Here is a 24,119-nt window from a genome sequence, read left to right as displayed (position 1 = left end):
ACAGGATTTGAGACAGATGACCCAGGTTACCAACATCCCTTACGAAGCCCTCGAAGTCGGCCAGACCGCCAGCTACAGCAAGACCGTCGAAGAGCGCGACATCCAGCTGTTCGCCGCGATGTCGGGCGATCACAACCCAGTGCACCTGGACGCCGAATTTGCAGCGGCGAGCATGTTCAAGGAGCGCATTGCCCACGGCATGTTCAGCGGTGCGCTGATCAGCGCGGCGGTGGCTTGCGAGTTGCCTGGGCCGGGCACCATTTATATCGGCCAGCAAATGAGCTTCCAGAAACCGGTAAAAATTGGCGACACCCTGACCGTACGCCTGGAAATCCTTGAGAAACTGCCGAAGTTTCGCGTACGCATCGCCACTCGCGTGTTCAACCAACGCGATGAACTGGTGGTGGACGGCGAGGCCGAAATTCTCGCTCCGCGCAAGCAGCAGACCGTGACTTTGCCGACGTTGCCGGCCATCAGCATCGGCTGATTAACACGCATCTACGGTGAAGGATTTGTGGCGAGGGGATTTGTGGGAGCAAAGCTTGCGCCCACACAGCAGGCCTTCGCCACAATGACGGTTGCGCAGCAAGTTATTGATTACCCTCGCGCACCTGCACGCTGGCCGTCATCCCGGCACTCAGGTTCACCCCCTCCGGCACCTTGTCCAGCTTGATCCGCACCGGAATCCGCTGGGCCAGGCGCACCCAGTTAAACGTCGGTTCGACCTCCGCCAGCAACTGCGCATCGGGGTTGGTATTGCGGTCGGTAATGCCACGGCTGATGCTTGCGACATGCCCCTCCAGCGCATGGCCGGCGCTCATCAGCCAGACTTTTACCGGATCGCCCACACGAATCCTCGGCAGTTTGGTTTCTTCGAAATAAGCCTGCACATAGAACGTCGAGTCGTCGATCAGCGCCATGACCGGTTGCCCGGCGTTCACGTAGTTGCCTTCGGCCAGGCGCAGGTTGGTAATGTGGCCGCTGCGTGGGGCCAGGACCTGGCTGCGGGCCAGGTTGAGTTCGGCGACCTTGGCCTCGGCCTGGGCTTCGCGCAGTTCGCCCCGGGCGATACCCGCGTTGATCTGGGCATTTTCCCGCAATTCGGCACTGATGGCCTGGGGCCCCAGGGCTGCGCGGCGACTGGCTTCGTGTTCGCGCAGGCTCAATTGCTGCTGACGGGTCTGAACCACCGCCCGCGCCTTCTCCACCGCGGCCTCGAAACGTTCGCGGTCGATGCTCAGCAATAAATCGCCGGCCTTGACCTGCTGGTTATCCACCGCCTTGAGCTCGCGCACCCAACCCGATACGTCGGGCGCGATCACCACCACGTCGGCGCGAATCCGCGCATCCCGGGTCCAGGGCGTGAGCATGTAGTACTGCCACAGATGAAAGCCGGCAAAGATCGCCACGGCTACCACGCACAGCGTGACGGCGACACGTACACAAGTACGCATGTTCAACTCCTATAGCGGCCCGAGGACCACGGTAATAACAGTCAGGACACAGACATACAGGGCGCAGTCGAATAAGGCTTCATGCCAGATCCAGCGCCCGGCCGGCACAAGGCTGAGCAACAGGCGCAGCGCACCGGTCACCAGCAAGGCCAGCACCACATAAATCAGGAACGGGCTGAGCAACACCCCGCCTATCGACCACTCACGCAAGCCCATGGCTGTGCTCCCGTTGTTCTGGTTCGTGTTGGCGGCACCAGGCGCGCCAGCTGTTTTGCAATTGCACCACGGCGCCCTGGGCCAGCTTCAATGCATCACCGGGCGGCTGCGTCGCCAACACCTTCAGGAATTCGGCGCTCGGCTGGGCCAAGGCCTCGACCTGATCACCGCCCGGACCGCGTTCGAGCACCTGCTCCAACGCTTCGAAATAACGGCGCTGTGCCACGGGGTCGGACACTTGCGCGACAGCCAGGCTCAGACGCAGATGCAGCAATTCATCGCCGACGTCCAGGCCCAGCAACCCGTCATCCCAACGGCTGCGTTGCGGTACCGGCAGCTCGGGATAATGCCGCGCCAGCTGCAACAGCCGGTCGGCCATGCGCCCGCCGAACCAGCTCTCGGCGCCGCGCAGGTTGCGACGGGTCAGGCGCACCAGATCATCCAGGGTCGCGGCCAGCAGACGATGGCTGTGCCAGGCCGGGTTGCGCAAAATCAGCAGATTGAACGCCAGCACTGCCGCGCCCACGCCAATCATCATCGCCTGAGCATTGTTGAAGAACGCCGCGACGTCATACTTCATCGCGTTGAGCGGCGATATCAGCACCACGAAATGCAGGCAGAACGAGGTGGCCGTGGCGCCGATCTGCGGCTTGGCCATGCCCAGCGCCCCCAGGAACAGCGGCACGCCCATGGCCATGCAAAGCATTGCGAAACTGCTCCATTGCGGCAGTAAGATCTCGCCGATCACAAACGCCGTCGGCACCGCCAACAGGATGCCCCGCAAAAAGCTCATGCCGATCTGCGCACCGTTTTCACGACTGGCAAACAGGCTGCACACCACACACGTGAGCACCAGCGCGCCCGAGGCGGCGGGCCAGGCGGTCGCCATCCAGAAACAGGCAACCGCCAAAAACGCCAGGGCACTGCGAGCACCGAATACCATGGCCAGGGACACATCACGATGAGGCGTCAAGGTTCGCGGAGGGTCCGCCGCTTCCCTGCCCTCTTGCACCGCCGCCAGCGCGGCGCAGGCGGCCAGGGCGGTATCGAGCAACAAGGCGAAACGGGCCAGGCAATAGCTTTGCGCCGAGCTGATCTGTGGGTCGTGAGACGCATCCAGTACCCGGGGCCGCAAAGCTTGCAACGTTGCGCTGTCGGCGTCGAGGGCTTGCTGCACTTCGCTCATCCACGGCTTGAGGGCCTCGGCTTCGTAGGGTTCGAGCTGTTTCCATTGCCGACGCACCGAGCGGGAAATGCGCAGCAGCATTAGCAGTTTCTGGCTCAAGCCGCTGATGGCCCGGGCCCGCTGCCGGCCAAGGCCGCCTTCGAACCAGGCGTGTTCGCGCTGGGCATCCACCGCGACGATCTTGCCGAGGATCTCTAGCAAGCCTTTACGGGCCTGGGCATCGCCGGCCAGGGTGGCGCGGGCTGCCTGCATGCCACTCTGCCAGGCGGCACGGGCCTGACCCGCCAATTGCCGCTCGACCCGCAACGGCCAGAGCAAGGCACTGGCCAGCGTAGCGCACACAATGCCCAGGCTGATTTCGGTGCAGCGCGCCACGGCCTGATCGAACACGCCCAGTGGATGAGAAATGGCTGGCAAGGCAATGATCGCCACCGTGTACCCGGCCAGTACGAATGAATAGGACCAGGCGCTGCGCAGCAGTGTGGAACAGGCCGTGCACAGGCCCAGCCATAACGCCAGCGCCAGCAAAAACAACCAGGGCGCCTGGGCGAACAAGCCCATGAACACCACCGACATGATGGTGCCCACCAACGTACCCACCAACCGCGCCAGCCCTTTGTGCACCACCATTCCGGACAGCGGCTGCGCGACGATGATCGCGGTCATCAGCGCCCATGACGGCTGCTCCAGCCCCCAGCGCAACGCCAGCCACAGCGCCAACCCGCCACCGAGCACGGTTTTGACGGCGAACTGCACAGCGAGGCGGTCGGGGGCGAATAAGGCCTGGAAGGTAATAGGCACGCAAAAAACTCTTCTGGGGACGCAGTAACGATAGATGCAACGGTGGGTGATGGATGGGTGCAATTATTAGCTAGCTAACTATCTGAGTCCAGAGTTGATTATTGAGGGATTTGACAAACACTGTTGCTGACATTGTGGCGAGGGGATTTGACCCCGCTCTGTGGGAGCAAGGCTTGCCCGCGATGAAGGCGATGCAGTCTTTCTGATCGAGGCGCCTGTTTCGCGAGCAAGCTTTGCTCCCACAGTCCAAGCGGGATAAATCCCCTCCCCACAACGGTGTTCACCTTCAACCTGATAGGCGCCCATAAAAAACGCCAGGCATGCCTGGCGTTCTTTTCTGGATCAGTCGCGTTTACGAGGCGGCACGCGCCTGGTTGCGCAGAGCCTTGACCTGGTCATGGTTACGTTGCACGCCATGGTACTGACGCTCAACCAGGTCACGAATGCCTACCAGGTTGTGCTTGTTGATCTTCTCGATGGCTTCCTTGTAAGCCTTGAGCGCATGATCTTCGCCACGCTCGGCTTCGTTGAGCACCGCTTCTTCGCCCTTGCCGGTGAATAAGGCTTTTACATCCACCCAGCGGCGATGCAGGTCACCGGCTACGCTGGTAGAAGTTTCCGGGTCGCCGCCCAGCGAGCGTACGGCAACTTGCAGTTCGGCTGCTGCAGTGGCGCAGTCGGCAGCACGCTGAACGAACAGCGACTTGAGTTCAGGGTGCTTGATGTCTTCAGCGCAAGTCTTGAACCCTTCCTGGCCATCCTTGCTGGTCTCGATCAGGTCGTTCAGGACGGAGATGGATTCTTTATTGATGTCAGTCATTTTTCAGTTCCTTTGCTGGTGAATAAACCTGCAAGGGATATTGCATCGGCCGTGCCAGCCTAGAAAACTTAATAATTTATTTATAAATCAATAAGTTAAAAATAAGGCCGAAATCTGTATCCGCGCTATTTGCATGATCTGTCATTTGGCCTGCATGCAGAATGCCTGTATTTTCCAGACTGTATGAATCAAGACGATTGCCATGAACCCGGAAAAGCTCGAACTGCTGGTCACCCGCCAAATGCCCTTCGGTAAATACAAGGGCCGAATCCTCGCCGACCTGCCCGGTCAATACCTGAACTGGTTCGCCCGCGAGGGTTTTCCCCATGGGGAACTGGGCGGTTTGCTGGCGTTGATGCAGGAGATCGACCACAACGGTCTGTCAGACCTGCTTGACCCGTTGCGCGCCAAACACGGCAAACCCAAGCCACGCCATTGACCGAGCCCGACCATGCCCGAGAACACCCTGCGCGCCCACGATGAAGCTTTCTGGCAGACCTTTATCGGCCGCTACGACGTCGACCCCAATGGCCCGCTCAATCTGGAAAACGGCTACTTCGGTCGCATGTCCCGCACGGTGGTCGAGGAATACCAGCGCAACATCGAATTCATCAACCGCAGCAACTCGGTGTACGTGCGCCAGCATTTCGACCGAGAACATGGCGAAGCGATTCGCCGCCAAGTGGCACAGCTGATCCACGTTCCTCCCCACACCGTGGCGATGGCCACCAGCGCGGTGGACGCCCTGCAATCGTTGATTCGCAACTACAACGGCCTGCAACCCGGCGACCAGGTACTGATCTGTGATCTGGAATACGCATCGGTCAAAAGCGCGATGCGCTGGCTGGCCCGACAGCGTGGCGTGGAGGTGATAGAACTCGTCCATCAGCACCCCGCCAATTTCGACAGGCTGGTAAACACTTATCGCGAAGCGTTTATTCGCTACCCACGCCTGAAGCTGATGGCACTGACCTACGTCAACCACCTCACCGGGTTGGTAATGCCGGTCCAGGCCATCGCCGAGGCCGCTCGCGAGTTTGAGGTGGATATCATTCTGGACGGCGCCCACGCCTTGGGCCAGATCGATTTCGACATCAAGAAACTCGGTATTCACTTCGCCGGGTTCAACCTGCAAAAGTGGATCGGCGGGCCTCTGGCCCTGGGCTTCTTATACATCGCCCCGCAGCGGTTGGCCGACATCGCCCCGGACATGGACGAAGGGCATTATCCAGCCACCGACGTCCGCTCACGCACGCCCCACAGCACACCGAACATCCCGGCCTTGCTGACCCTGCCCCTGGTGTTCGAAGAACACCGTTCCCTGGGCGGCGCTTCGGCCAAGGGGGCACGCCTCAATTATCTGCGCGACCTGTGGGTGAACGCCGTACGTGATGTGCCGGGTATCGAAGTCATGACCCCGGACGATCCGCGACTGTACTGCGGCATCACCTCCATGCGCTTCACCGCCCAAGCTGACCAGCAGGCGATGGCCGATCGATTGCTCAACGACTATGGGATCTTCACCGTGGTACGCGACACGAGCGTCGGGCCATGCATCCGCATTACGCCAGGGTTGATTACCTTGGCCAGTGATATTGAGCGGTTGACTGAAGCACTGATCGCCCTGAGCCGAACATAGGTTCGGTATTCGGAGCTAAAACCCAGGCAAAAAAAACGGCGCGCCGACCAAGCGCACCGTAAACCGTAGAACACCCAACGAGGTTCGGTAAAACAATCAGTCCAGCAGCGCCAATGCCTCGGCGGTGCATTCCTGAATGCGGGCCCAGTCGCCGTTCTTGATCCACTCCGGATCAAGCATCCAGCTTCCGCCCACGCACATCACGTTTTTCAACGCCATGTAGCTCTTGATGTTGGCCGGGCTCACGCCGCCGGTCGGGCAGAATTTCACTTCGCCGAACGGGCCACCCAGGGCCTTGAGGGCCGCGACGCCGCCGCTGACTTCCGCCGGGAACAGTTTGAAGCGGCGATAGCCCAGGCCGTAGCCTTCCATGATGCCGGACGCATTGCTGATGCCCGGCAACAACGGGATCGAACTCTGGACACTGGCCTCAAGCAGATCACGGGTGATACCCGGCGTGACGATGAACTGCGAACCGGCGGCCTCGGCGGCGGCCAGCATGTGGCGATCGAGCACCGTACCGGCGCCTGTCACCAGTTCCGGACGCTGCTCACGCAGCACCTGGATGGCCTTGAGGCCGTATTGGGAACGCAAGGTCACTTCCAGCGCCGTCAGGCCACCGGCGGCCAGGGCATCGGCCAGCGGCAGGATGTCCTGTTCACGGGCGATGGTGATCACCGGCAGGATCCGCGCCTTGGCGCAGAGGCTGTCGATCAAGGTAACTTTGTCCGCCATGGAAACGGTCGGGGATGGGGTTGTCATAGCGGCTGATCCTTGGTTCATGGGCACCAGTAAATCTCTAACGTAGGTTGCAAAAACGCGCGGATCGGCATTTCGGCGACGTCGTCACCGGCCAATGCAGCGTTTAGGGTGGTCAATTTCGACTGACCGGAAATCGACAGCACTTTGTGTTTCGCCGAGGCCAGCAAGGCGCGGCTCATGGTCAAGCGCTGGTGCGGCACGGTCGGCGCCAGCATTGGCCAGCAACGGCGAGCGCTCCTGGCATCCAAGGCTTCGGCCAGGTTCGGGCTGTCGGGAAACAGCGAAGCCGTGTGCCCGTCATCACCCATGCCCAATACCAGCACGTCGATGGGCGGCAGTTCGGCCAACAGACGATCGGCCTGCCCGGCAGCGGCTTCCAGGTTGGCGCTGGCGCTGTAAAGGCTCAGGAACTGGGCCTTGGCCGCGGCGCCTTGCAGCAGATACCGCTTGAGCAGGCCGGCGTTGCTGTCGGCATGCTCAACCGGTACCCAGCGCTCGTCGGCCAGGCTCACCACCACTTTCGACCAGTCCAGCGCCTGTTTGGCCAGGCTCTGGAAAAACGCCACCGGGCTGCGTCCGCCGGACACCACCAGGACCGCCGTGCCGCGGGCGTCGATTGCAGTGCGCAACTGTTCAGCCACTTTCAACGCCAAGCCTTCGGCCAGCAGCACCGGGCTTTTGAATTCAAGGACGCTGACGCCCTGTGGCAGTTTCAATTCAGATATCGCCATACCATGACCTCCCATCCCGCGTGATCAGTGCAATGGAGCTCATCGGCCCCCAGGACCCAGCCGCGTACGGCTTGGGCGCATCACCGGATTTCTTCCATCCGGCGATCAACTGGTCACACCACGTCCACGCGGCTTCAATTTCATCTTTACGGACAAACAGGTTCTGATTGCCGTTCATGACTTCCAGCAACAACCGCTCGTAGGCATCGGGAATCCGTGCGCTGCGATAGGTGTCGGAAAAGTTGAGTTGCAGAGGACCGCTGCGTAATTGCATGCCCTTGTCCAGGCCTTGCTCCTTGGTCATCACCCGCAAGGAAATCCCTTCGTCCGGTTGCAGGCGGATGATCAGCTTGTTGCTGATCTGCAGACGCTGCTCGGGGGCGAAGATGTAGTGGGACGGTTCCTTGAAGTGAATGACGATCTGCGACAGTTTCTGCGGCATGCGCTTACCGGTGCGCAGGTAAAACGGAACCCCGGCCCAGCGCCAGTTGCGAATGTCGGCGCGCAGGGCGACGAAGGTCTCGGTGTCGCTCTGGGTGTTGGAATTGGGTTCTTCCAGGTAGCCGGGCACTGCCTTGCCTTCGCTGTGGCCGGCAATGTACTGGCCGCGCACCACCTGGGTGGTCAGGCCTTCCGGGCTGATAGGCGCCAGGGCCTTAAGCACTTTGACCTTCTCGTCACGGATGCTGTCGGCGGACAGGTCGGCCGGCGGGTCCATGGCGATCAGGCACAGCAGCTGCAGCAGGTGGTTCTGAATCATGTCCCGTAGCTGGCCGGCCTTGTCGAAATAGCCCCAGCGGCCTTCGATACCGACCTTCTCGGCCACGGTGATTTCCACGTGGGAAATGTAATTCTGGTTCCACTGGGTTTCGAACAGGCTGTTGGCGAACCGCAGCGCGATCAGGTTCTGTACCGTCTCTTTGCCCAGGTAGTGGTCGATGCGATAGGTACGGTTTTCCGGGAAGAACTGCGCCACGGCGTCGTTGACCTTGCGCGACGACTCCAGGTCCGAACCGATGGGTTTCTCCAGCACAACCCGGGTGTTTTCACTCAAGCCGACTTTGGCCAGGTTCTCGCAGATCGCCCCATACACCGCCGCCGGGGTGGCAAAGTAAGCAATGAGCTGCTGGGCCGAACCGGCCCGCTCGGCCAAGGCGACATAATCGTCGGCCTTGAGGAAGTCCACGTGCAGATAAGTCAGTCGCGCCAGGAAGCGTTCGACCACGGTTTCGTCCAGGTCTTTGTCGTCCACGTAGCGACGCAGCTCAGCGGCGATGAACGCCAGATGCTGCTGCTCGCTGCCAGGCTCACGGGCCAGCGCGATGATCCGCGTATCCTCGTGCAGCAGGCCGGCGCCATCGAGCTGATAAAGAGCCGGAAACAGCTTGCGCAGAGCCAGATCGCCCAACGCGCCGAACAAGGCGAAAGTACACGGTTCAACCGTAATCGAATGCATGATGTTTGTTCTTTTATCAAGTTAAACTACAAATACCTTTTTTCAAGGTATCACTCAAGGAAAAATGTAGTAATAACCATAACATTTTCCAAAAATACCGATTCCGAGTGGTGGTCCGTCAGAGCCATCAGTAGGATAGGCCACCGCAAAGGGTCGTATCAAAGACCCGTCTTTCTAGGAATCTTGTATGGACCGCGTGCGAAATTTACTGGAGCAGATCCAGAGTCGCCTTGAAGACCTGAACAAGGCCGAACGCAAGGTGGCCGAAGTGATTCTGCTCAACCCACAGCAGGCCACCCGCTTCAGCATCGCCGCCCTCGCCCAGGCTGCGTCGGTCAGCGAACCTACCGTCAACCGTTTCTGCCGTTCATTCGGCGTCAGCGGTTACCCGGAACTCAAGCTGCAACTGGCCCAGAGCCTGGCCAGCGGCGCCGCTTATGTCAGCCGTGCGGTGGAGGCCGATGACAATCCTGAAGCTTACACCCGGAAAATCTTTGGCAGTGCCATTGCTTCGTTGGACAGCGCCTGCCAGGCCCTTGATCCCAATTTGATCAGTCGGGCCGTGGATTTGCTGATCCAGGCCCGGCAGATCCACTTCTTCGGCCTCGGTGCTTCGGCTCCGGTGGCACTGGATGCCCAACATAAGTTTTTCCGCTTCAATCTGGCGGTGACCGCCCACGCCGATGTGCTGATGCAGCGGATGATCGCGTCGGTGGCTCATACGGGCGAGCTGTTCGTTATCATTTCCTACACCGGCCGTACCCGTGAGCTGGTGGAAGTGGCACGCATCGCTCGGGAAAACGGCGCTTCGGTGCTCGGCCTGACCGCCGAAGGCTCGCCCCTGGCCAAGGCCAGTACCCTGAGCCTGAACATTCCGCTCCCCGAAGACACCGACATTTATATGCCAATGACCTCGCGGATCATCCAGCTCACCGTGCTGGATGTACTCGCCACCGGCATGACCCTGCGCCGGGGCGTGGATTTCCAGCCGCATCTGCGCAAGATCAAGGAAAGCCTGAATGCCAGTCGGTATCCGGTGGGGGATGAGTTCAACTGACCGGGCCTGAGTGTTTTATTGCCTGACAGGCCGTCATCGCGAGCAGGCTCGCGATGAGGCCAGCAGCAACACCCAAATCCTGACCTAAGCCCCCACCCGCGCCTGCAAACTCAAATGCGCCCGCTCCCCCGGTGCCAGGCTCAGGCTGTCGGTGCCGCCGCAGGCCGCTTCGACACAAACGAACTCGCTGATTTCGTCCCAACTCACCCCCAACAACGGTCGGGCACCGGGATGCCACACCACGGTGTCGGCGCTGTCGCCGGTGTCGATGCACAGCTTGCGCTGCCAGGCGTGGTCCTTGAGCTGCAATTCCCCCTCCTGCTGGAACACCCGCTGACAGCCGCCTTCGACCCGCAACTCGCCTTCCTGCTGGCAAACCGCACGGTTCAGTTGGTCGTAACCTTGCGCGCCGTCGAGCCCAGACAGCGCTACCTCACCGACATCACCAATACGCCAATACGCATGCAAGGCCTGGCTCAACTGGCAAGGCAGGCTGTCTTGATGCTCGGTGCTCAAGCGCAATTCCATGCGTTCGCCCAAGTCTGCGTGCAGGTCTACCTGCCAGTCACACAGTTGCAACTGCCAGTGCAGATGCACGCCGTCTTCATCGCTGCGGCTGTCGAGCAGCTTCCAGTCGATCAACCGCGCCCAACCATGGGACGGCCAGGCGTTTTCGCTCGGATGGCGGCCATACCACGGCCAGCACACCGGCACCCCACCGCGTATCGCACCGACTTGTGGCCACTTGGCCGCGCACCACAACCAGGGTTTCTGGCCCCGCGGCTGAAAGTGCAGCAACTGCGCGCCCTGGCGACTGAACACCGCCTGACACAGCGGATGATCGATCACCAGCACATCGCGCTGCTGATAGCGTTCCCACGCAAACACCGGGCGCTCGCGCAAGGATCTGAAAAAGCGTTGTAGCGGATGCTCATGCATGGGCCGCGGTCCTGGAAATCATTGAACTCTCAATTGATGCGACAGTTTTGTGGCGAGGGGATTTATCCCCGGTGGGCTGTGGGAGCAAAGCTTGCTCACGAAACAGGCGCCTCGATTCTGAAAGACCGCATCGCCCCATCGCGGGCAAGCCTTGCTCCCACAGAGTTTGCGTTCAACCATGGATGAGCGCTCCCCAAAAAAAAGCGGACAGCCTTGGCCGCCCGCAAATATGCGCACATAGAGAGGAGCTTATCGCAACAGCGTTAGAACACCGACTGAATTTTCAGACCGGCCACCAGCGCGTTGTCGACTTCATCCACACCACCTGGGTGAGTGATGTATTGCAGGTTAGGACGTACGGTCAACCAGTTGGTAACGTGGAAACCGTAGTTGACCTCGTAGTTGTACTCGGTGTCGCGCAATGGTGAATACAGCGGATCGTTGTAGTCGGTGACGCCATTGGCAGCGTTGAGCAGTTCGGCGTTTTCCTTCACATCTTTGTTGACATGGATACGGGAAAAACCGATCCCGACATCATCTTTAGGACGCGCATCAAACGGCCCTTTGTACACAAACATCAGCGACTGGTAGTTGTCGACGAGGTTGGTTTCCTTGTCGTGGAAGGTCGCGTTGGCCGCGATGTTCAGACCACGGGAAGCATCACCGTTGTGGGTGGTCAGTTGTTGCTGTGCCACGAACCAGTAGCCGTGCTTGCTGCTGTGACTGCGATAGGCGTTACCGGTTGTCGCGGCATTCTGGCCATTTTCATCTTCAATGACGTCATCAGCATCGGCCGTGCTTTTGTAGTAACCGACACGGTATTCACCCGGCAGGCTGTTGACCTTCGGCGACCAGACCAATTCGATCGGCAAGACGGTACCCTTGGTCCCACTGCCGCTGAGCTTGAAGCCGTTACCGTGCTCCAGTTGCGATGGGTTCTGGTTGTACGCGCCGATCTGCGCATAGAACTCAGGCGTGATGTTGTACTTCACGCGAATCGCCGCCTGCATGACTGGCCAGTTGTACCAGATACCAGTCGCCCAGTTACCCACCTGGGAACCGCAGAATGCCAGGTTCTGGAACTCGCAAGGGAAGGTGTTGAAGTCTTCGCCTTCGCCGAAGTAACCGGCTTTGACGTCCAGCTTACCGTCGAGGAACTGGTGCTTGATCCACAACTGGGTCAGACGGACCATGTGGCCACGGCCGTAGACTTCCTGGGAGGAACTCAAGGTGCCAGCACGCGGGTCGCCAACACGGTCATTGGAAATGTTTTCACCGTTACGGCTGGTGAGCTGGATCTTGGCCTGGGTGTTATTCCAACCCATCAGCTTTTCCAGGTCCAGCGCCACGCCCAGGCCAAACTGGTCGGCGTAACGTGCCGTCTTGTCGTTGTTGTAGCCACCATGCAGGTTGGCGCCCACTTCACCGACGTAGTCAGCCTTAATGTCGACGCCTTGCTCGATCAACTTGGTCCGTTCACCACCCCAGTCACCCGTCATCCACTGCGAATCGGCGCTGAACGCGTCGGCCGCCTGTACGCTACCAGCCAGCATCATCGCTGCAACAGCGGACAACTGGCAGATAAGCTGGGCGTTTTTGTTCTTTTTCATCCCTACATCCTCGTCTTTATTGTTATTAACTGCTTTTATCTAACGTGGTTTACAACGATTACGGCGGATGTCCCCATCCACCGCATACTCCTTCTTGGTGCAAGCGCGCTTCCCATAAGCGCGCTCCCACATGTGTTCCTATCGGCCCTTGAACTGGGCTACGTTGGCGGCTCGGCCTTCGGCTTGCGGCTCGGCGGCCAAGCCCAGGCGTTCACCGGACTTGGCGTCGAACAGCAGCACTTTCGAGGGGTCGAACTGCAGCGTCAGGTTTTCCCCTGGCTGCGGCGCCACGTCCGGCGCCAGACGGCAGCAGACCTTGGTGTCGTTAAGGTTGACGAACACCAGGGTGTCCGGGCCGGTGGGCTCGGTCACCTGGACTTCGGCGCGAATGGTTGGCAAACCGTTCGGCTCATTGCCCGCCAGCGCGATCTGTTCCGGACGCAGGCCGAGAATCACTTCGCGGTCTTCCAGACCGGCGTCCTGCATGCCCAGCGGCAGCTCGCAACGGGCCTGGCCGCTGTCGAGCAGCGCCAACAGGCGACCGTCCTTGCGCTGCAGGCGCAGCGGGATGAAGTTCATCGGCGGCGAACCGATGAAACTCGCCACGAACAGGTTGGCCGGGTTGTTGTAAATGTCCTTTGGCGTGCCGAACTGCTGGATGATCCCGTCCTTCATCACCGCCACTTTGTCGCCCAGGGTCATGGCTTCGATCTGGTCGTGGGTCACGTAGACCGTGGTGGTCTTGAGCCGCTGGTGCATCAGTTTCATTTCGGTACGCATCTCGACCCGCAGCTTGGCGTCGAGGTTGGACAGCGGTTCGTCGAACAGGTAGATCTTCGGCCGGCGCGCCAGTGCCCGGCCCATGGCCACGCGCTGTTGCTGCCCGCCAGAGAGTTGGCCGGGCTTGCGGTTGAGCAGGTGTTCGATCTGCAACAGCTTGGCCACCCGGGTGACTTCTTCGTCGATGGCGGACTGGCTCATCTTGCGGATTTTCAGACCGAACTCGATGTTCTCGCGCACGCTCATGGTCGGGTACAACGCGTAGGACTGGAACACCATGGCGATGTCGCGATCCTTCGGGCTCATGCCGCTGACATCCTGGTCACCGATCATGATCGCGCCGCCGGTAATGGTCTCAAGGCCGGCGATGCAGTTCATCAACGTCGATTTGCCGCAGCCCGAAGGTCCGACGAGGATCAGGAACTCACCGTCCTTGATCGACAACTCGATGTTCTTCAGGGTGTCCGGCAGGCCGGCACCATAGGTCTTGTTTACATTGCGAAGTTCAAGCGTTGCCATGATTACCCCTTGACTGCGCCGGCCGTCAGACCGCGCACGAAATACTTGCCTGCGACCACATAGACCAGCAGGGTCGGCAGCCCGGCGATCATCGCCGCTGCCATATCAACGTTGTATTCCTTTGCCCCGGTACTGGTGTTGACCAAGTTGTTCAACGCCACCGTGATGGGCTGCGAATCACCGCTGGAGAACACCACGCCGAACAGGAAGTCGTTCCAGATCTGAGTGAACTGCCAGATCAGGCAGACCATGATGATCGGGGTGGACATCGGCAGGATGATCCGCCGGAAGATCGTGAAGAAACCCGCACCGTCCAGTCGCGCAGCCTTCACCAGCGCATCGGGAATGCTGACGTAGTAGTTACGGAAGAACAGCGTGGTGAACGCCAGGCCGTAGACCACATGCACGAACACCAGGCCCGTGGTGGTACTGGCCAGGCCCATCTTGCCGAGGGTGAACGAGGCCGGCAGCAAGACGGTCTGGAACGGCAGGAAGCAGCCGAACAACAACAGGCCGAAGAACAACTGCGAACCGCGAAAGCGCCACATCGACAACACGTAGCCGTTCAATGCACCGATAGCGGTAGAGATCAGCACCGCCGGGACGGTGATCTTGATCGAGTTCCAGAAGTAGCCGTCGACCGTGGCCCAGGCCTTGATCCAGCCAATACCGGTGACCACGGTCGGCCAGCTCAGCAGGTTGCCGGTGCTGATGTCTTCCGGGGTCTTGAAGCTGGTCAACAGCATGACCACCAGCGGCACCAGGTAAAGCAATACAGCGAGGATCAGCACCGCGTAGATCGCGACGCGACTCAGGCTGATGGAAGGTTTGGCAGCGAGACTAGTCATGACGCTTGGTCCTCAGCTCGGAGTACAGGTAAGGCACGATGATTGCGAGAATCGCACCGAGCATCAGAATCGCACTGGCCGAGCCCATGCCCATCTGGCCGCGACTGAAGGTGAAGGAATACATGAACATGGCAGGCAGGTCGGAGGAATAACCCGGGCCGCCGGCCGTCATCGCCGCCACCAGGTCGAAACTCTTGATGGCGATGTGCGCCAGAATCATCACGGCGCTGAAGAACACCGGACGCAGGCTTGGCAGCACCACTTTCCAATAGATACGCGGCAGGCTCGCACCATCGATCTGCGCGGCACGGATGATCGATTGATCAACACCACGCAGGCCGGCCAGGAACATCGCCATGATGAAGCCAGAGGCCTGCCATACCGCTGCAATCACCAGGCAATACACCACGCGGTCCGGGTCGATCAGCCAATCCAGGCGGAAGCCTTCCCAGCCCCAGTCACGCAACAATTTGTCCAGGCCCATGCCCGGGTTGAGCAACCACTTCCAGGCCGTACCGGTGACGATCATCGAAAGCGCCATCGGGTACAGGTAAATGGTGCGAATGAAACCTTCGCGACGAATGCGCTGGTCAAGAAACACCGCCAGCAGTACGCCGATCACCAGGGTGATGCCGATGAACATGCCGCCAAAGAGCGCCAGGTTCTTGCTCGCCACCCACCAGCGGTCGTTTTCCATCAGCCGAGCGTATTGCGCCAGGCCAGCCCATTTGTAGTTCGGCAAGAAGGTCGAGGTGGTGAACGACAGAACGAACGTCCACAAGATATAGCCATAGAAGCCCACCAACACGATGAACATGCTCGGCGCCAGCACCAGTTTTGGGAGCCAGCGCTGCAATGCATCGAACGGCGAGACCTTGCTGAACACAGCAACAGAACTCATGGGAAGATCCAAAACAGAGAACAAGGATTGGGGCAGCTGCAAGCTGCAAGCTAAGCAGAGTGCCTGCTTGCAGCTCGTAGCCTTGTAGCTGCTTTACTTGGCCGACTGGACCGCTGCGCCAAGCTTCTTGGCAGCATCGGCAGGGTCGGCTTTCGGGTCGTTGATGAAGTTGGTCACGACATCAAAAAATGCACCCTGTACCGCCAGCGTGGTCGCCATGTTGTGCGCCATGCTCGGCTGCAGGCCACCGGACTTGGCGTCCGCCAGGAAGTCCTTGGCGGCGGTCTGGGCGCAGGAGTCGAAACCGTACTTGGCCATGTCGCCGAGCATGTCGTTGCGAACCGGGATCGAACCCTTGTTGATGCTGAAGACTTTCTGGAAGTTCTCACCCAGCACGACCCTGGCAATATCCTGCTGACCGGCCGCAGTGCCTTTGTCTTTCTGCTTGAACACCGCCAGGGAGTCGATGTTGTAGGTGAAGGCCTTGTCGGTGCCCGGGAAGGCTACGCACTCGTAGTCCTTGCCGGCGACTTTCTTCGCGGCAGTCCACTCGCTCTTGGCCCAGTCACCCATGATCTGCATGCCGGCCTTGCCGTTGATGACCTTGGCCGCTTCCAGGTTCCAGTCTTGTCCCTTGCCGTCGGCGTCCATGTAGGTCGCGACTTTCTTCAGCTCGGTCAACGCCTTGACCATTTGCGGACCGGTCAGAGTCGCGTTGTCCAGATCGACCAAGGCTTTCTTGTAGCCATCAGCGCCCATGACCGAGAGCACCACGGCTTCAAACACGGTACTGTCCTGCCAAGGCTGGCCACCGTGGGCGAGCGCAATAAAGCCCGCAGCCTTGAGCTTGTCGCCAGCGGCGTAGAATTCTTCGAGGGTGGTCGGTGGTTTTTCGATGCCCGCTTTCTTGAAGACTTCCGGGTTGATCCACAGCCAGTTGACGCGGTGAATGTTCACCGGCACGGCGACGTAATCACCTTCGTACTTCACGGTATCGGAGACTTTCTTGTCGAGCAGGCTGTCCCACTTCTCTGCTTTGGCAACGTCTTTCAGGACGTCGCTGTCGAGCAGTCCGGTGGACGCCCACTCCTGGATGTCCGGCCCCTTGATCTGGGCAACACCCGGTGGGTTACCGGCTACGGCGCGGCTCTTGAGCACGGTCATGGCGGTGGAACCGCCACCACCGGCGACAGCGCCGTCTTTCCAGGTAAAGCCGTCTTTCTCTACCTGGGCCTTGAGCACATCGACAGCCGCTTTTTCACCACCCGACGTCCACCAATGCACGACCTCCACTGAACCTTTCGATTCGGCGGCAAGCGCGCTGACAGGGAATGCTGCGACGGGAAGCAAGGAAGCAAGAGAAATGACAGTGGCGAGACGAGAAATCGCATTCATCGATGAAGTACCTTTCTTTTTGTTATGCATGCAAGTCTGGTGCTTGCGCTGCATGGATTCTAATCAGGGGGAATCCCTTCACAGGTAACGAAGGGACGCGCAAATGTCACGGCATGGTTACACAGGTGCAGGATTGGATACTTTCACCAGGGCCCAAGCCATGCTCGGCGCCAGGGGCAGGCGCGGAATCAGCACCGCCTGCCAGGCGTGATACAGGTCCGGCTTGCCCGGCCAGATGTCGGCGCTGGGGCGGTTTTGCGGATCGAGTTCGTGATGCCAACTGCCGTCGCAGCGGTCGATGAAGTGTTTGTCGCAAAACTCCCAGAATAGCCTGTACCAGGTTTCGTACTGCACCTCGTCGGTACGCTTGAGCAAGGCGCTGGCAGCGGCCGCCGCTTCGGCATGTACCCAGTGCAGGCGATGGCGAACCACGGCACGATTGTCCCAGTCCAGCGTGTAGACGATGCCTGGCGCGCCATCGACGTTCCAGCCGTGGCGGCAGTTCTGCTCAAAGAGTTTTTGCGCGTCCTGGGCCAGCCAACCCGGTGTCAGCATGCCGATCTGGACCCGCGCCGCTTCAAGATGCAGGAGCAGTCGGGCCCATTCGAAACCATGGCCGGGGGTGGTGCCATACGGGCGGAAACCGTCGGCTGGATTGTCGTGGTTGTATTCGCGCAGCGGCTGCCAGCGGCTGTCGAAATGCTCCACCACCAGGTAATCGTTGGCAGCGGCATGGCCGTGGATCACCCGTTCGACGATGCGCAGGGCGCGGACCAACCAACGGGGGTCGTCCGTGGCATCGGCCAGGGCCAGGAAAGCTTCGGTGGCGTGCATGTTGCTGTTGGCGCCGCGATAGGCCTCATCGAGGCTCCAATCACGATTGAAGGACTCGCGCAGGGCACCCTCCTCCTCACACCAGAAATGCTGGTCGATGACCCGTATCGCTTCTTCCAGCAACGCCTGGGCACCGGGACGCCGGGCCGCCACTGCGGAACTGGCGGCCAGGGCGACGAAGGCATGCAGGTAGGCGGCTTTGCCGGTGTCGTCTGCATGGGGTTGCACCGTGGCGAACCAGCCGCCGTATTCGGCGTCGCGCAGGGGGCCGCTGAGGGCCTGGACACCATGGTCCACCAACTCGGCAAAACCCGGCAGGCCCTGGATGTGGGCCATGGCGAAGCTGTGGGTCATGCGTGCGGTGTTCATGGTTTCGGCCCGGGCATCGACCGGTAGGCGGCCCTGGTCGTCCAGGTTGCCAAAGCCATCAGGCAGCTTCGACGCCTTGGCGAACGCCAGCAGCCGCAAGCCTTCGGCGGCGAGCCATTGCTGGTGGGCAGGCGCGTTCAGCCAACTGCTGAAGGCCGGTTGGAAGGTGTCCATCGGGAGGTACCTTTTTTGTTGTTTTGACGCAGGGAGTCTAAACAAGGGATGGCGAGGGGCAGGTAACGAAAGGGGCGAGTTATGTCACCGATCCGTGACATTCTTAAGGTAGGTGCTGAAGCGGCTGACGCCATCGCGAGCAGGCTCGCTCCCACAGGGTTCGATGATGGACAAAAAATGGTGAACACCATAGATCCAATGTGGGAGCAAGCCTGCTCGCGATGAACGATAACGCGGTCTCGCTAATCGACACTGCGGGGCAACTGCAACGTCACCCGCAACCCGCCCTCGCGCAGGTTTTGCAGGCTCACTTCCCCGCCATGGCTGTGGGCGATGTTGCGGGCGATGCCCAGCCCAAGCCCATACCCCTGCTGCTGCCCGGCCAGGCGAAAGTGCGGTTCGAAGACTTGCTCCAGACGCTGTTCCGGCACGCCCGGCCCTTCGTCATCGACGTGCAGGATGAACGCGGTTTCATCGTCGTCGATGTGCAGATGGGCGTTTTGCCCGTATTTCAAGGCGTTGTCGATCAGGTTGCCGATGCAACGCTTGAGGGCCAACGGCTTGCCCGGATAGGCCGCCAGCGCCCGGCCATCCTGGGTCACCCGGCCGTTGCCGTTGGGCGCCAGGTAGGGCTCGACCAGGCAATCGAGCACATGGTTGAGGTCCACTGGCTCGATGTTTTCGTGGATGTCGGTGTCTTTCACGCATTGCAGCGCGCCTTTGACCAACAGCTCCAGCTCGTCCAGATCCCGGCCGAACTTGATTTGCAGGTTTTCGTCTTCCAGTAGCTCGACCCGCAACCGCAACCGGGTGATCGGTGTGCGCAAATCGTGGGAAATCGCGCTGAACAACTGGCTGCGCTCGGTCAGGTAACGGCTGATGCGCTCCCGCATGGCGTTGAATGCCCGGCCCACCTCCACCACTTCGCTGCCGCCGCCCTCGGCGACCGGCTCGACCTCGGCGCCCAGCGACATGTCCCGCGCCGCGCGCGCCAAGCGCTTGAGGGGCCCGCTCTGCCAGTGCACCAGCAAGCCGATGAACAGCAGCAACAGGCTGCTGGTGAGTACGATGAAGCCAACTTGTTGCGCCGGCAGGCTCTGCTCTTCAAGGCTGGTGTAGGGTTCGGGCAGCAGCGAGGCGATGTACAACCACTCTCCCGGCGCCATCTGGATTTGCGTGACCAGCACCGGCGGGTTCACCGGCTCGAGCGTCAAGGCGTAGTGGGCCCACGAACGGGGCAGTTCGTCGAGTTTCAGCCCACCGTTGAAAATCCGCAGGTCTTCGGGGCTGACAAATTTTACCGAGATGTCGGCGTTATTGCCCAGGGACCGGCGCAGCACATCGTCCACGGCCTTGAGCACCGCCAGTTTGCGCGGTGTGACCGGTAATACGTCCATGCCCAGGGGCTTGTCGTTGAGCGTGACGACAAACCGCGTACCGCCCATGCTGCGCAATTGATCCAGCACCAATGGCCGGTAAGCCACCGGCAGCGAGCGCAGGTAGCTGACGCTGGCGGTCATCGAATGAGCGAGGCTACGGGCGCTGGTGACCAGGCCTTCGAGCTGGGTGGCGCGCAGTTGCGAGACCCAGATCAGGCTGGAGAGGGTCTGGGCGAACAGCACCACCAGTAAGGTCAGCAGCAGCATTCGCCCCAGCAACGAGCGCGGCACCGGCACGCGTCGGGCTATTTTCCTGGCCCAATCAATGCCCATTGCTGGCAACCACACTGGCCGCCAGTTGATATCCACTGCCGCGCACCGTGCGGATCAGCCGCGGCGGTTTGTCGGTGTCGCGCAGACGTTGGCGCAGGCGACTGACCGCCATGTCGACGATCCGGTCCAGGGGCATCAGCTCCCGGCCACGGGTGGCGTTGCCGATGGTGTCGCGGTCGAGGATTTCCTGGGGATGGTCGAGAAACAGTTTGAGCAAGGCGAAATCAGCACCCGAGAGGATGACTTCTTCGCCGTCGGTGTGAAACAGACGATGGCTGACCATGTCCAGCCGCCACTCATCGAAGGCCAGCACTTCGCCGCCGGAGCGTTCCTGGCCGAACTGTGCCCGGCGCAGCAACGCCTTGATACGCGCCTGTAGTTCACGAGGGCTGAAAGGCTTGCCCAGATAATCATCGGCCCCCAGCTCAAGGCCGATGACCCGGTCGGCTTCGTCGGAACTGGCGGTGAGCATGATGATCGGCACGTGGGCCTGGCGCGGGTGCTGGCGAATCCAGCGGCAAAGGCTGAACCCGTCTTCGTCCGGCAGCATCACGTCAAGGATCACCAGGTCGCTCGGCGCCTCGTTCAGCGCCTGGCGAAACCCGGCGCCGTCAGGGGTGGTACGCACCTGGAAACCCGCACGGCTGAGGTACGTGTCCAGCAGTTCGCGAATTTCTTGATCGTCGTCGACCAACAAAATCGATTTGTTTACAGAACTCACGGGGCATCGTCCTTGTTGTTTGGGTTGGGCGGATTATGCCTGATGGACGGAACCTACAAACACCACAGAACCTATGTGGGAGCGGGCTTGCTCGCGAAGGCGGTGTGCCAGTCACCAAAGATGCTGGACGACACTTCGCTTTCGCGAGCAAGCCCGCTCTCACAGGGTTTCATATTTCAACTTTAAACGGCGACCGATTGCTCCAACGCCACACCCGCGCCCATCAGGCCGGAATACGGCGCGGTCACTAACCAGACCGGAATGCCCTTGAAGTAATCGCTCATGCAGCCCTTGTCGGCGAAGCAGCGGGCGAAACCGCTTTCAAGGAAGAAATCAGCAAACCGCGGGATCACTCCGCCGACGATGTATACACCGCCTCGCCCACCCACCGTCAGCACATTGTTGCCGGCCACGCGACCCAGCCAGCGGCAGAACTGCTCGAGTACTTCCAGGGCGATGGGGTCGCCGGCAAGGCCGGCGGCGGTGATCGATTCGGGCGTGTCGAGCACCGGCGTATGGCCGTCCACCGCGCAGATGGCCCGGTACACCCGAGGCAGGCCGCTACCGCTCAGGGCGGTTTCGGCACTGACGTGACCGATTTCGTTGTAGATGTGTTGCCAGAGCTGGGTTTCCCGCGGACTGCTCATGGGCAGGTCGACATGGCCACCCTCCCCCGGCAATGCCGCGAAACGGCCGTCTCCCAGATCCAACAGCGTGCCGACGCCCAGCCCGGTGCCCGGGCCGATCACCACCGCCGGGCGCATCGGCTCCGGCGTGCCTGGGCAAACGACCCGGTATTCGTCGGGTTGCAAGCGGGTCATGCCCAGGGCCATGGCCGAGAAGTCGTTGACCAGCAGCAGCTTCTCCACCTGCAAGGTCTCGCAGAAGGCCAGGTTGCTCAGGTGCCAGTGGTTGTTGGTGAAGCGAAACGTGTCGCCGCCCACGGGGCCGGCCACCGACAGGCACACCGAGCCGATGGCCCCCGGCTTCATGCCCAAGCCGCTCAGGTACACCTTGATGGCATCTTCCGGGCAGGCGTAATCCGCCGTCGCCAACACCTGGATGTTTTCCAGGTTGTGGTTCTTCCACAACGCGAAACGTGCGTTGGTCCCACCGATGTCACCGACCAAAGCCAGTTTCAATTAAGCGTCTCCAGGGCAGAAGTGAAGGCGCTGGCGCCCTGCTCTGCCGAGCTGAAAGCCATGCGCATGAAACCGAACAGCTCGCGACCGGTGCCGATGTTGTTACCCAACAGGCCTTTGGCCGGTTCGCGCGCGGCGAATTCCTCGGCGTCCACCTTCAATTCCAAGGTGCCTTTGACGCCATCGACGCGGATGATATCGCCCTCCTGCACCCGGGCCAACGCGCCGCCGACATAAGCTTCGGGGCTGACGTGAATGGCCGCCGGGATTTTCCCCGACGCGCCGGACATGCGTCCGTCGGTTACCAACGCCACTTTGAAGCCGCGATCCTGCAGCACGCCAAGGAACGGCGTCATCTTGTGCAGCTCCGGCATGCCGTTGGAACGCGGGCCCTGGAAGCGCATCACCGCGACAAAGTCTTTCTCCAACAGGCCGGCCTTGAACGCATCGGCCAAGTCCTGTTGGTCCTGGAACACCATGGCCGGGGCTTCGACAATCTGGTTTTCCAGGGCCACGGCCGAAACCTTCATCACGCCACGTCCCAGATTGCCTTCCATCACCCGCAACCCGCCTTCTGGCGAGAACGCGCGTGCCACCGGGCGCAGGATGTTTTCGTCGAGGCTTTCGATCGGGCCGTCACGCCACACCAACTCACCGTCCTCAAGGAACGGCTCTTGGGTATAGCGGCTCAAGCCGTGGCCGAGCACGGTGTTGACGTTTTCGTGGAGCAAGCCGGCTTCCAGCAGTTCGCGGATCAGGAACGACATGCCGCCCGCCGCCTGGAAGTGGTTGATGTCGGCCTTGCCGTTCGGGTAGACGTGGCTCAGGGTCGGCACCACCTCGGAGAGGTCGGCCATGTCTTGCCAGGTCAGCTGGATGCCCGCCGCCATGGCGATGGCCGGCATGTGCAGCGTGTGGTTGGTGGAGCCGCCGGTGGCGTGGAGCGCGACGATGGAATTGACCAGCGACCGCTCGTCGACAATTTCGCCGATGGGCATGAAGTTGCCGCTCTGCTTGGTCAGGCGCGTGACCTGGAACGCCGCTTCGCGGGTCAGGGCGTCACGCAGCGGGGTGTTCGGGTTGACGAACGAGGCGCCCGGCAAGTGCAGACCCATCACTTCCATCAACAACTGGTTGGTGTTGGCGGTGCCGTAGAAGGTGCAGGTGCCGGGGCTGTGGTAAGACTTCATCTCCGATTCCAGCAGTTCTTCGCGAGTGGCCTTACCCTCGGCGTAGCGCTGGCGCACGTCGGCTTTTTGCTTGTTGGAAATGCCCGAGACCATCGGCCCACCGGGCACAAAAATCGTCGGCAGGTGACCGAAGCGCAGCGCGCCCATCATCAGGCCCGGGACAATCTTGTCGCAGATGCCGAGCATCAGCGCGCCGTCGAACATGTTGTGGGACAACGCCACCGCCGTGGACAACGCGATCACTTCGCGGCTCGGCAGGCTCAGTTCCATCCCCGCCTCACCCTGGGTCACGCCGTCGCACATGGCGGGCGTGCCACCGGCGAACTGGCCGACCGAACCGATCTCGCGCAGGGCTTTCTTGATCTGTTCCGGGAAGGTTTCGTAGGGCTGGTGGGCCGAAAGCATGTCGTTGTAGGAAGACACGATGGCGATGTTGGCGGCGTTCATCATCCGCAAGTGGTGTTTGTCTTCGGTGCCACAACCGGCCACGCCGTGGGCGAAGTTGGCGCATTGCAGCTTGCCGCGCATCGGACCGTCGCTGGCTGCACCGCGAATCAGTGCAAGGTATGCCTGGCGTGTGGCGCGGCTGCGGGCGATAAGCCGTTCGGTGACCTCAAGAACGCGGGGATGCATGTGTAGAACTCCAGGCTAACGGGTGTGGCGACCTGATTGTCTATGCTGGTCAAAAGACCGCTGCACGCTGCACGACAGGCGAGGCGACAGACGGTTTTTGACCAATCGGACCAGTTGATTCAGGTCACTCGTTGTAGATAAAACAAAATATTGCCACTAAAAAGGCTTGTTTTCTATTTTTATGCGAATAATCTTGTAATTCCAACAACAAATCGATGGCGGCGCAGTTA

General features: G+C 60.7%; 22 protein-coding genes. 4 read left to right on the top strand and 18 right to left on the bottom strand.

Annotation, left to right across the window (positions count from 1 at the left end):
- The first annotated feature begins 16 nt into the window (after positions 1-16).
- On the top strand, positions 17-487 hold the full coding sequence (locus ACA047_RS07240; RefSeq protein ID WP_003227420.1) for a MaoC family dehydratase: 471 nt from the start codon (positions 17-19) through the stop codon (positions 485-487).
- A gap of 103 nt (positions 488-590) precedes the next feature.
- On the opposite strand, the gene ACA047_RS07235 is transcribed toward ACA047_RS07240, so the two are convergent.
- From ACA047_RS07235 to ACA047_RS07220, 4 genes are all read right to left on the bottom strand, one after another.
- Complete coding sequence (locus ACA047_RS07235; protein ID WP_497357971.1) at positions 591-1,454, bottom strand: efflux RND transporter periplasmic adaptor subunit; 864 nt, start codon at positions 1,452-1,454, stop codon at positions 591-593.
- 9 nt (positions 1,455-1,463) lie between these two features.
- Complete coding sequence (locus ACA047_RS07230; protein ID WP_003198565.1) at positions 1,464-1,670, bottom strand: DUF1656 domain-containing protein; 207 nt, start codon at positions 1,668-1,670, stop codon at positions 1,464-1,466.
- Entirely contained in the window at positions 1,657-3,657 is a 2,001-nt protein-coding gene (locus tag ACA047_RS07225) for an FUSC family protein (protein WP_497357970.1), read from the bottom strand. Before ACA047_RS07225 ends, ACA047_RS07230 begins: the two co-directional genes overlap by 14 nt.
- A gap of 352 nt (positions 3,658-4,009) precedes the next feature.
- On the bottom strand, positions 4,010-4,477 hold the full coding sequence (locus tag ACA047_RS07220; RefSeq protein WP_497357969.1) for a PA2169 family four-helix-bundle protein: 468 nt from the start codon (positions 4,475-4,477) through the stop codon (positions 4,010-4,012).
- 202 nt (positions 4,478-4,679) lie between these two features.
- Between ACA047_RS07220 and ACA047_RS07215 the strand changes: the two genes are divergently transcribed.
- Positions 4,680-4,916 carry a DUF3820 family protein gene (locus tag ACA047_RS07215; RefSeq protein ID WP_025212254.1) on the top strand — a complete coding sequence of 79 codons (237 nt, stop codon included), beginning with the start codon at positions 4,680-4,682 and terminating at the stop codon, positions 4,914-4,916.
- A 12-nt stretch (positions 4,917-4,928) separates the two neighbouring features.
- On the top strand, positions 4,929-6,116 hold the full coding sequence (locus ACA047_RS07210) for an aminotransferase class V-fold PLP-dependent enzyme (RefSeq protein ID WP_497357968.1): 1,188 nt from the start codon (positions 4,929-4,931) through the stop codon (positions 6,114-6,116).
- A gap of 96 nt (positions 6,117-6,212) precedes the next feature.
- On the opposite strand, the gene ACA047_RS07205 is transcribed toward ACA047_RS07210, so the two are convergent.
- Genes ACA047_RS07205 through zwf form a run of 3 tightly spaced genes read right to left on the bottom strand, consistent with a single transcriptional unit; the run spans position 6,213 to position 9,065 of the window.
- On the bottom strand, positions 6,213-6,878 hold the full coding sequence (locus ACA047_RS07205; protein ID WP_497357966.1) for a bifunctional 4-hydroxy-2-oxoglutarate aldolase/2-dehydro-3-deoxy-phosphogluconate aldolase: 666 nt from the start codon (positions 6,876-6,878) through the stop codon (positions 6,213-6,215).
- Positions 6,879-6,895: 17 nt separating this feature from the next.
- Complete coding sequence (gene pgl, locus ACA047_RS07200) at positions 6,896-7,609, bottom strand: 6-phosphogluconolactonase (RefSeq protein ID WP_497357964.1); 714 nt, start codon at positions 7,607-7,609, stop codon at positions 6,896-6,898.
- Entirely contained in the window at positions 7,596-9,065 is a 1,470-nt protein-coding gene (gene zwf, locus ACA047_RS07195) for a glucose-6-phosphate dehydrogenase (protein ID WP_497357962.1), read from the bottom strand. Before zwf ends, pgl begins: the two co-directional genes overlap by 14 nt.
- Positions 9,066-9,261: 196 nt before the next feature.
- Between zwf and ACA047_RS07190 the strand changes: the two genes are divergently transcribed.
- Positions 9,262-10,122: a MurR/RpiR family transcriptional regulator gene (locus ACA047_RS07190; protein ID WP_171061416.1), complete on the top strand. Its 861-nt coding sequence runs from the start codon at positions 9,262-9,264 to the stop codon at positions 10,120-10,122.
- Between the two features lie 84 nt (positions 10,123-10,206).
- Here the strand turns inward: ACA047_RS07190 and ACA047_RS07185 are convergent, their stop codons facing one another.
- From ACA047_RS07185 to edd, 11 genes are all read right to left on the bottom strand, one after another.
- Positions 10,207-11,061 carry a D-hexose-6-phosphate mutarotase gene (locus tag ACA047_RS07185; RefSeq protein WP_497357960.1) on the bottom strand — a complete coding sequence of 285 codons (855 nt, stop codon included), beginning with the start codon at positions 11,059-11,061 and terminating at the stop codon, positions 10,207-10,209.
- A 263-nt stretch (positions 11,062-11,324) separates the two neighbouring features.
- Positions 11,325-12,671 (bottom strand): carbohydrate porin, encoded by a 1,347-nt coding sequence (locus tag ACA047_RS07180; protein WP_497357958.1) that lies wholly within the window; start codon positions 12,669-12,671, stop codon positions 11,325-11,327.
- 138 nt (positions 12,672-12,809) lie between these two features.
- The gene (locus ACA047_RS07175) at positions 12,810-13,970 is read right to left on the bottom strand and encodes an ABC transporter ATP-binding protein (protein ID WP_497357956.1); all 1,161 of its coding nucleotides are present in this window, start codon (positions 13,968-13,970) and stop codon (positions 12,810-12,812) included.
- 2 nt (positions 13,971-13,972) lie between these two features.
- Complete coding sequence (locus ACA047_RS07170) at positions 13,973-14,818, bottom strand: carbohydrate ABC transporter permease (protein WP_497357954.1); 846 nt, start codon at positions 14,816-14,818, stop codon at positions 13,973-13,975.
- A complete protein-coding gene (locus ACA047_RS07165) occupies positions 14,811-15,719 on the bottom strand; it encodes a carbohydrate ABC transporter permease (RefSeq protein ID WP_497357952.1) in 909 nt (302 codons plus the stop codon). Before ACA047_RS07165 ends, ACA047_RS07170 begins: the two co-directional genes overlap by 8 nt.
- Positions 15,720-15,812: 93 nt before the next feature.
- A complete protein-coding gene (locus ACA047_RS07160) occupies positions 15,813-17,114 on the bottom strand; it encodes an ABC transporter substrate-binding protein (protein WP_497357950.1) in 1,302 nt (433 codons plus the stop codon).
- Positions 17,115-17,231: 117 nt separating this feature from the next.
- Positions 17,232-18,491: a D-mannose isomerase gene (locus tag ACA047_RS07155; protein WP_497357948.1), complete on the bottom strand. Its 1,260-nt coding sequence runs from the start codon at positions 18,489-18,491 to the stop codon at positions 17,232-17,234.
- A 242-nt stretch (positions 18,492-18,733) separates the two neighbouring features.
- Positions 18,734-20,203: an ATP-binding protein gene (locus ACA047_RS07150; protein ID WP_497357946.1), complete on the bottom strand. Its 1,470-nt coding sequence runs from the start codon at positions 20,201-20,203 to the stop codon at positions 18,734-18,736.
- Positions 20,193-20,924, bottom strand: coding sequence for a response regulator (locus tag ACA047_RS07145; RefSeq protein WP_497357944.1), 732 nt, complete (start codon positions 20,922-20,924; stop codon positions 20,193-20,195). Before ACA047_RS07145 ends, ACA047_RS07150 begins: the two co-directional genes overlap by 11 nt.
- Before the next feature lie 182 nt (positions 20,925-21,106).
- Positions 21,107-22,066 (bottom strand): glucokinase, encoded by a 960-nt coding sequence (locus ACA047_RS07140; protein WP_497357942.1) that lies wholly within the window; start codon positions 22,064-22,066, stop codon positions 21,107-21,109.
- A complete protein-coding gene (gene edd / locus ACA047_RS07135; RefSeq protein ID WP_497357940.1) occupies positions 22,063-23,889 on the bottom strand; it encodes a phosphogluconate dehydratase in 1,827 nt (608 codons plus the stop codon). The genes ACA047_RS07140 and edd overlap by 4 nt, the downstream gene beginning before the upstream one ends.
- Between the last annotated feature and the right edge of the window lie 230 nt (positions 23,890-24,119).

The organism is Pseudomonas sp. LBUM1664, assembly GCF_059695895.1.
The sequence above is the reverse complement of the archived record's forward strand: the minus strand, read 5'-3'. Positions and strand labels throughout refer to the sequence as shown.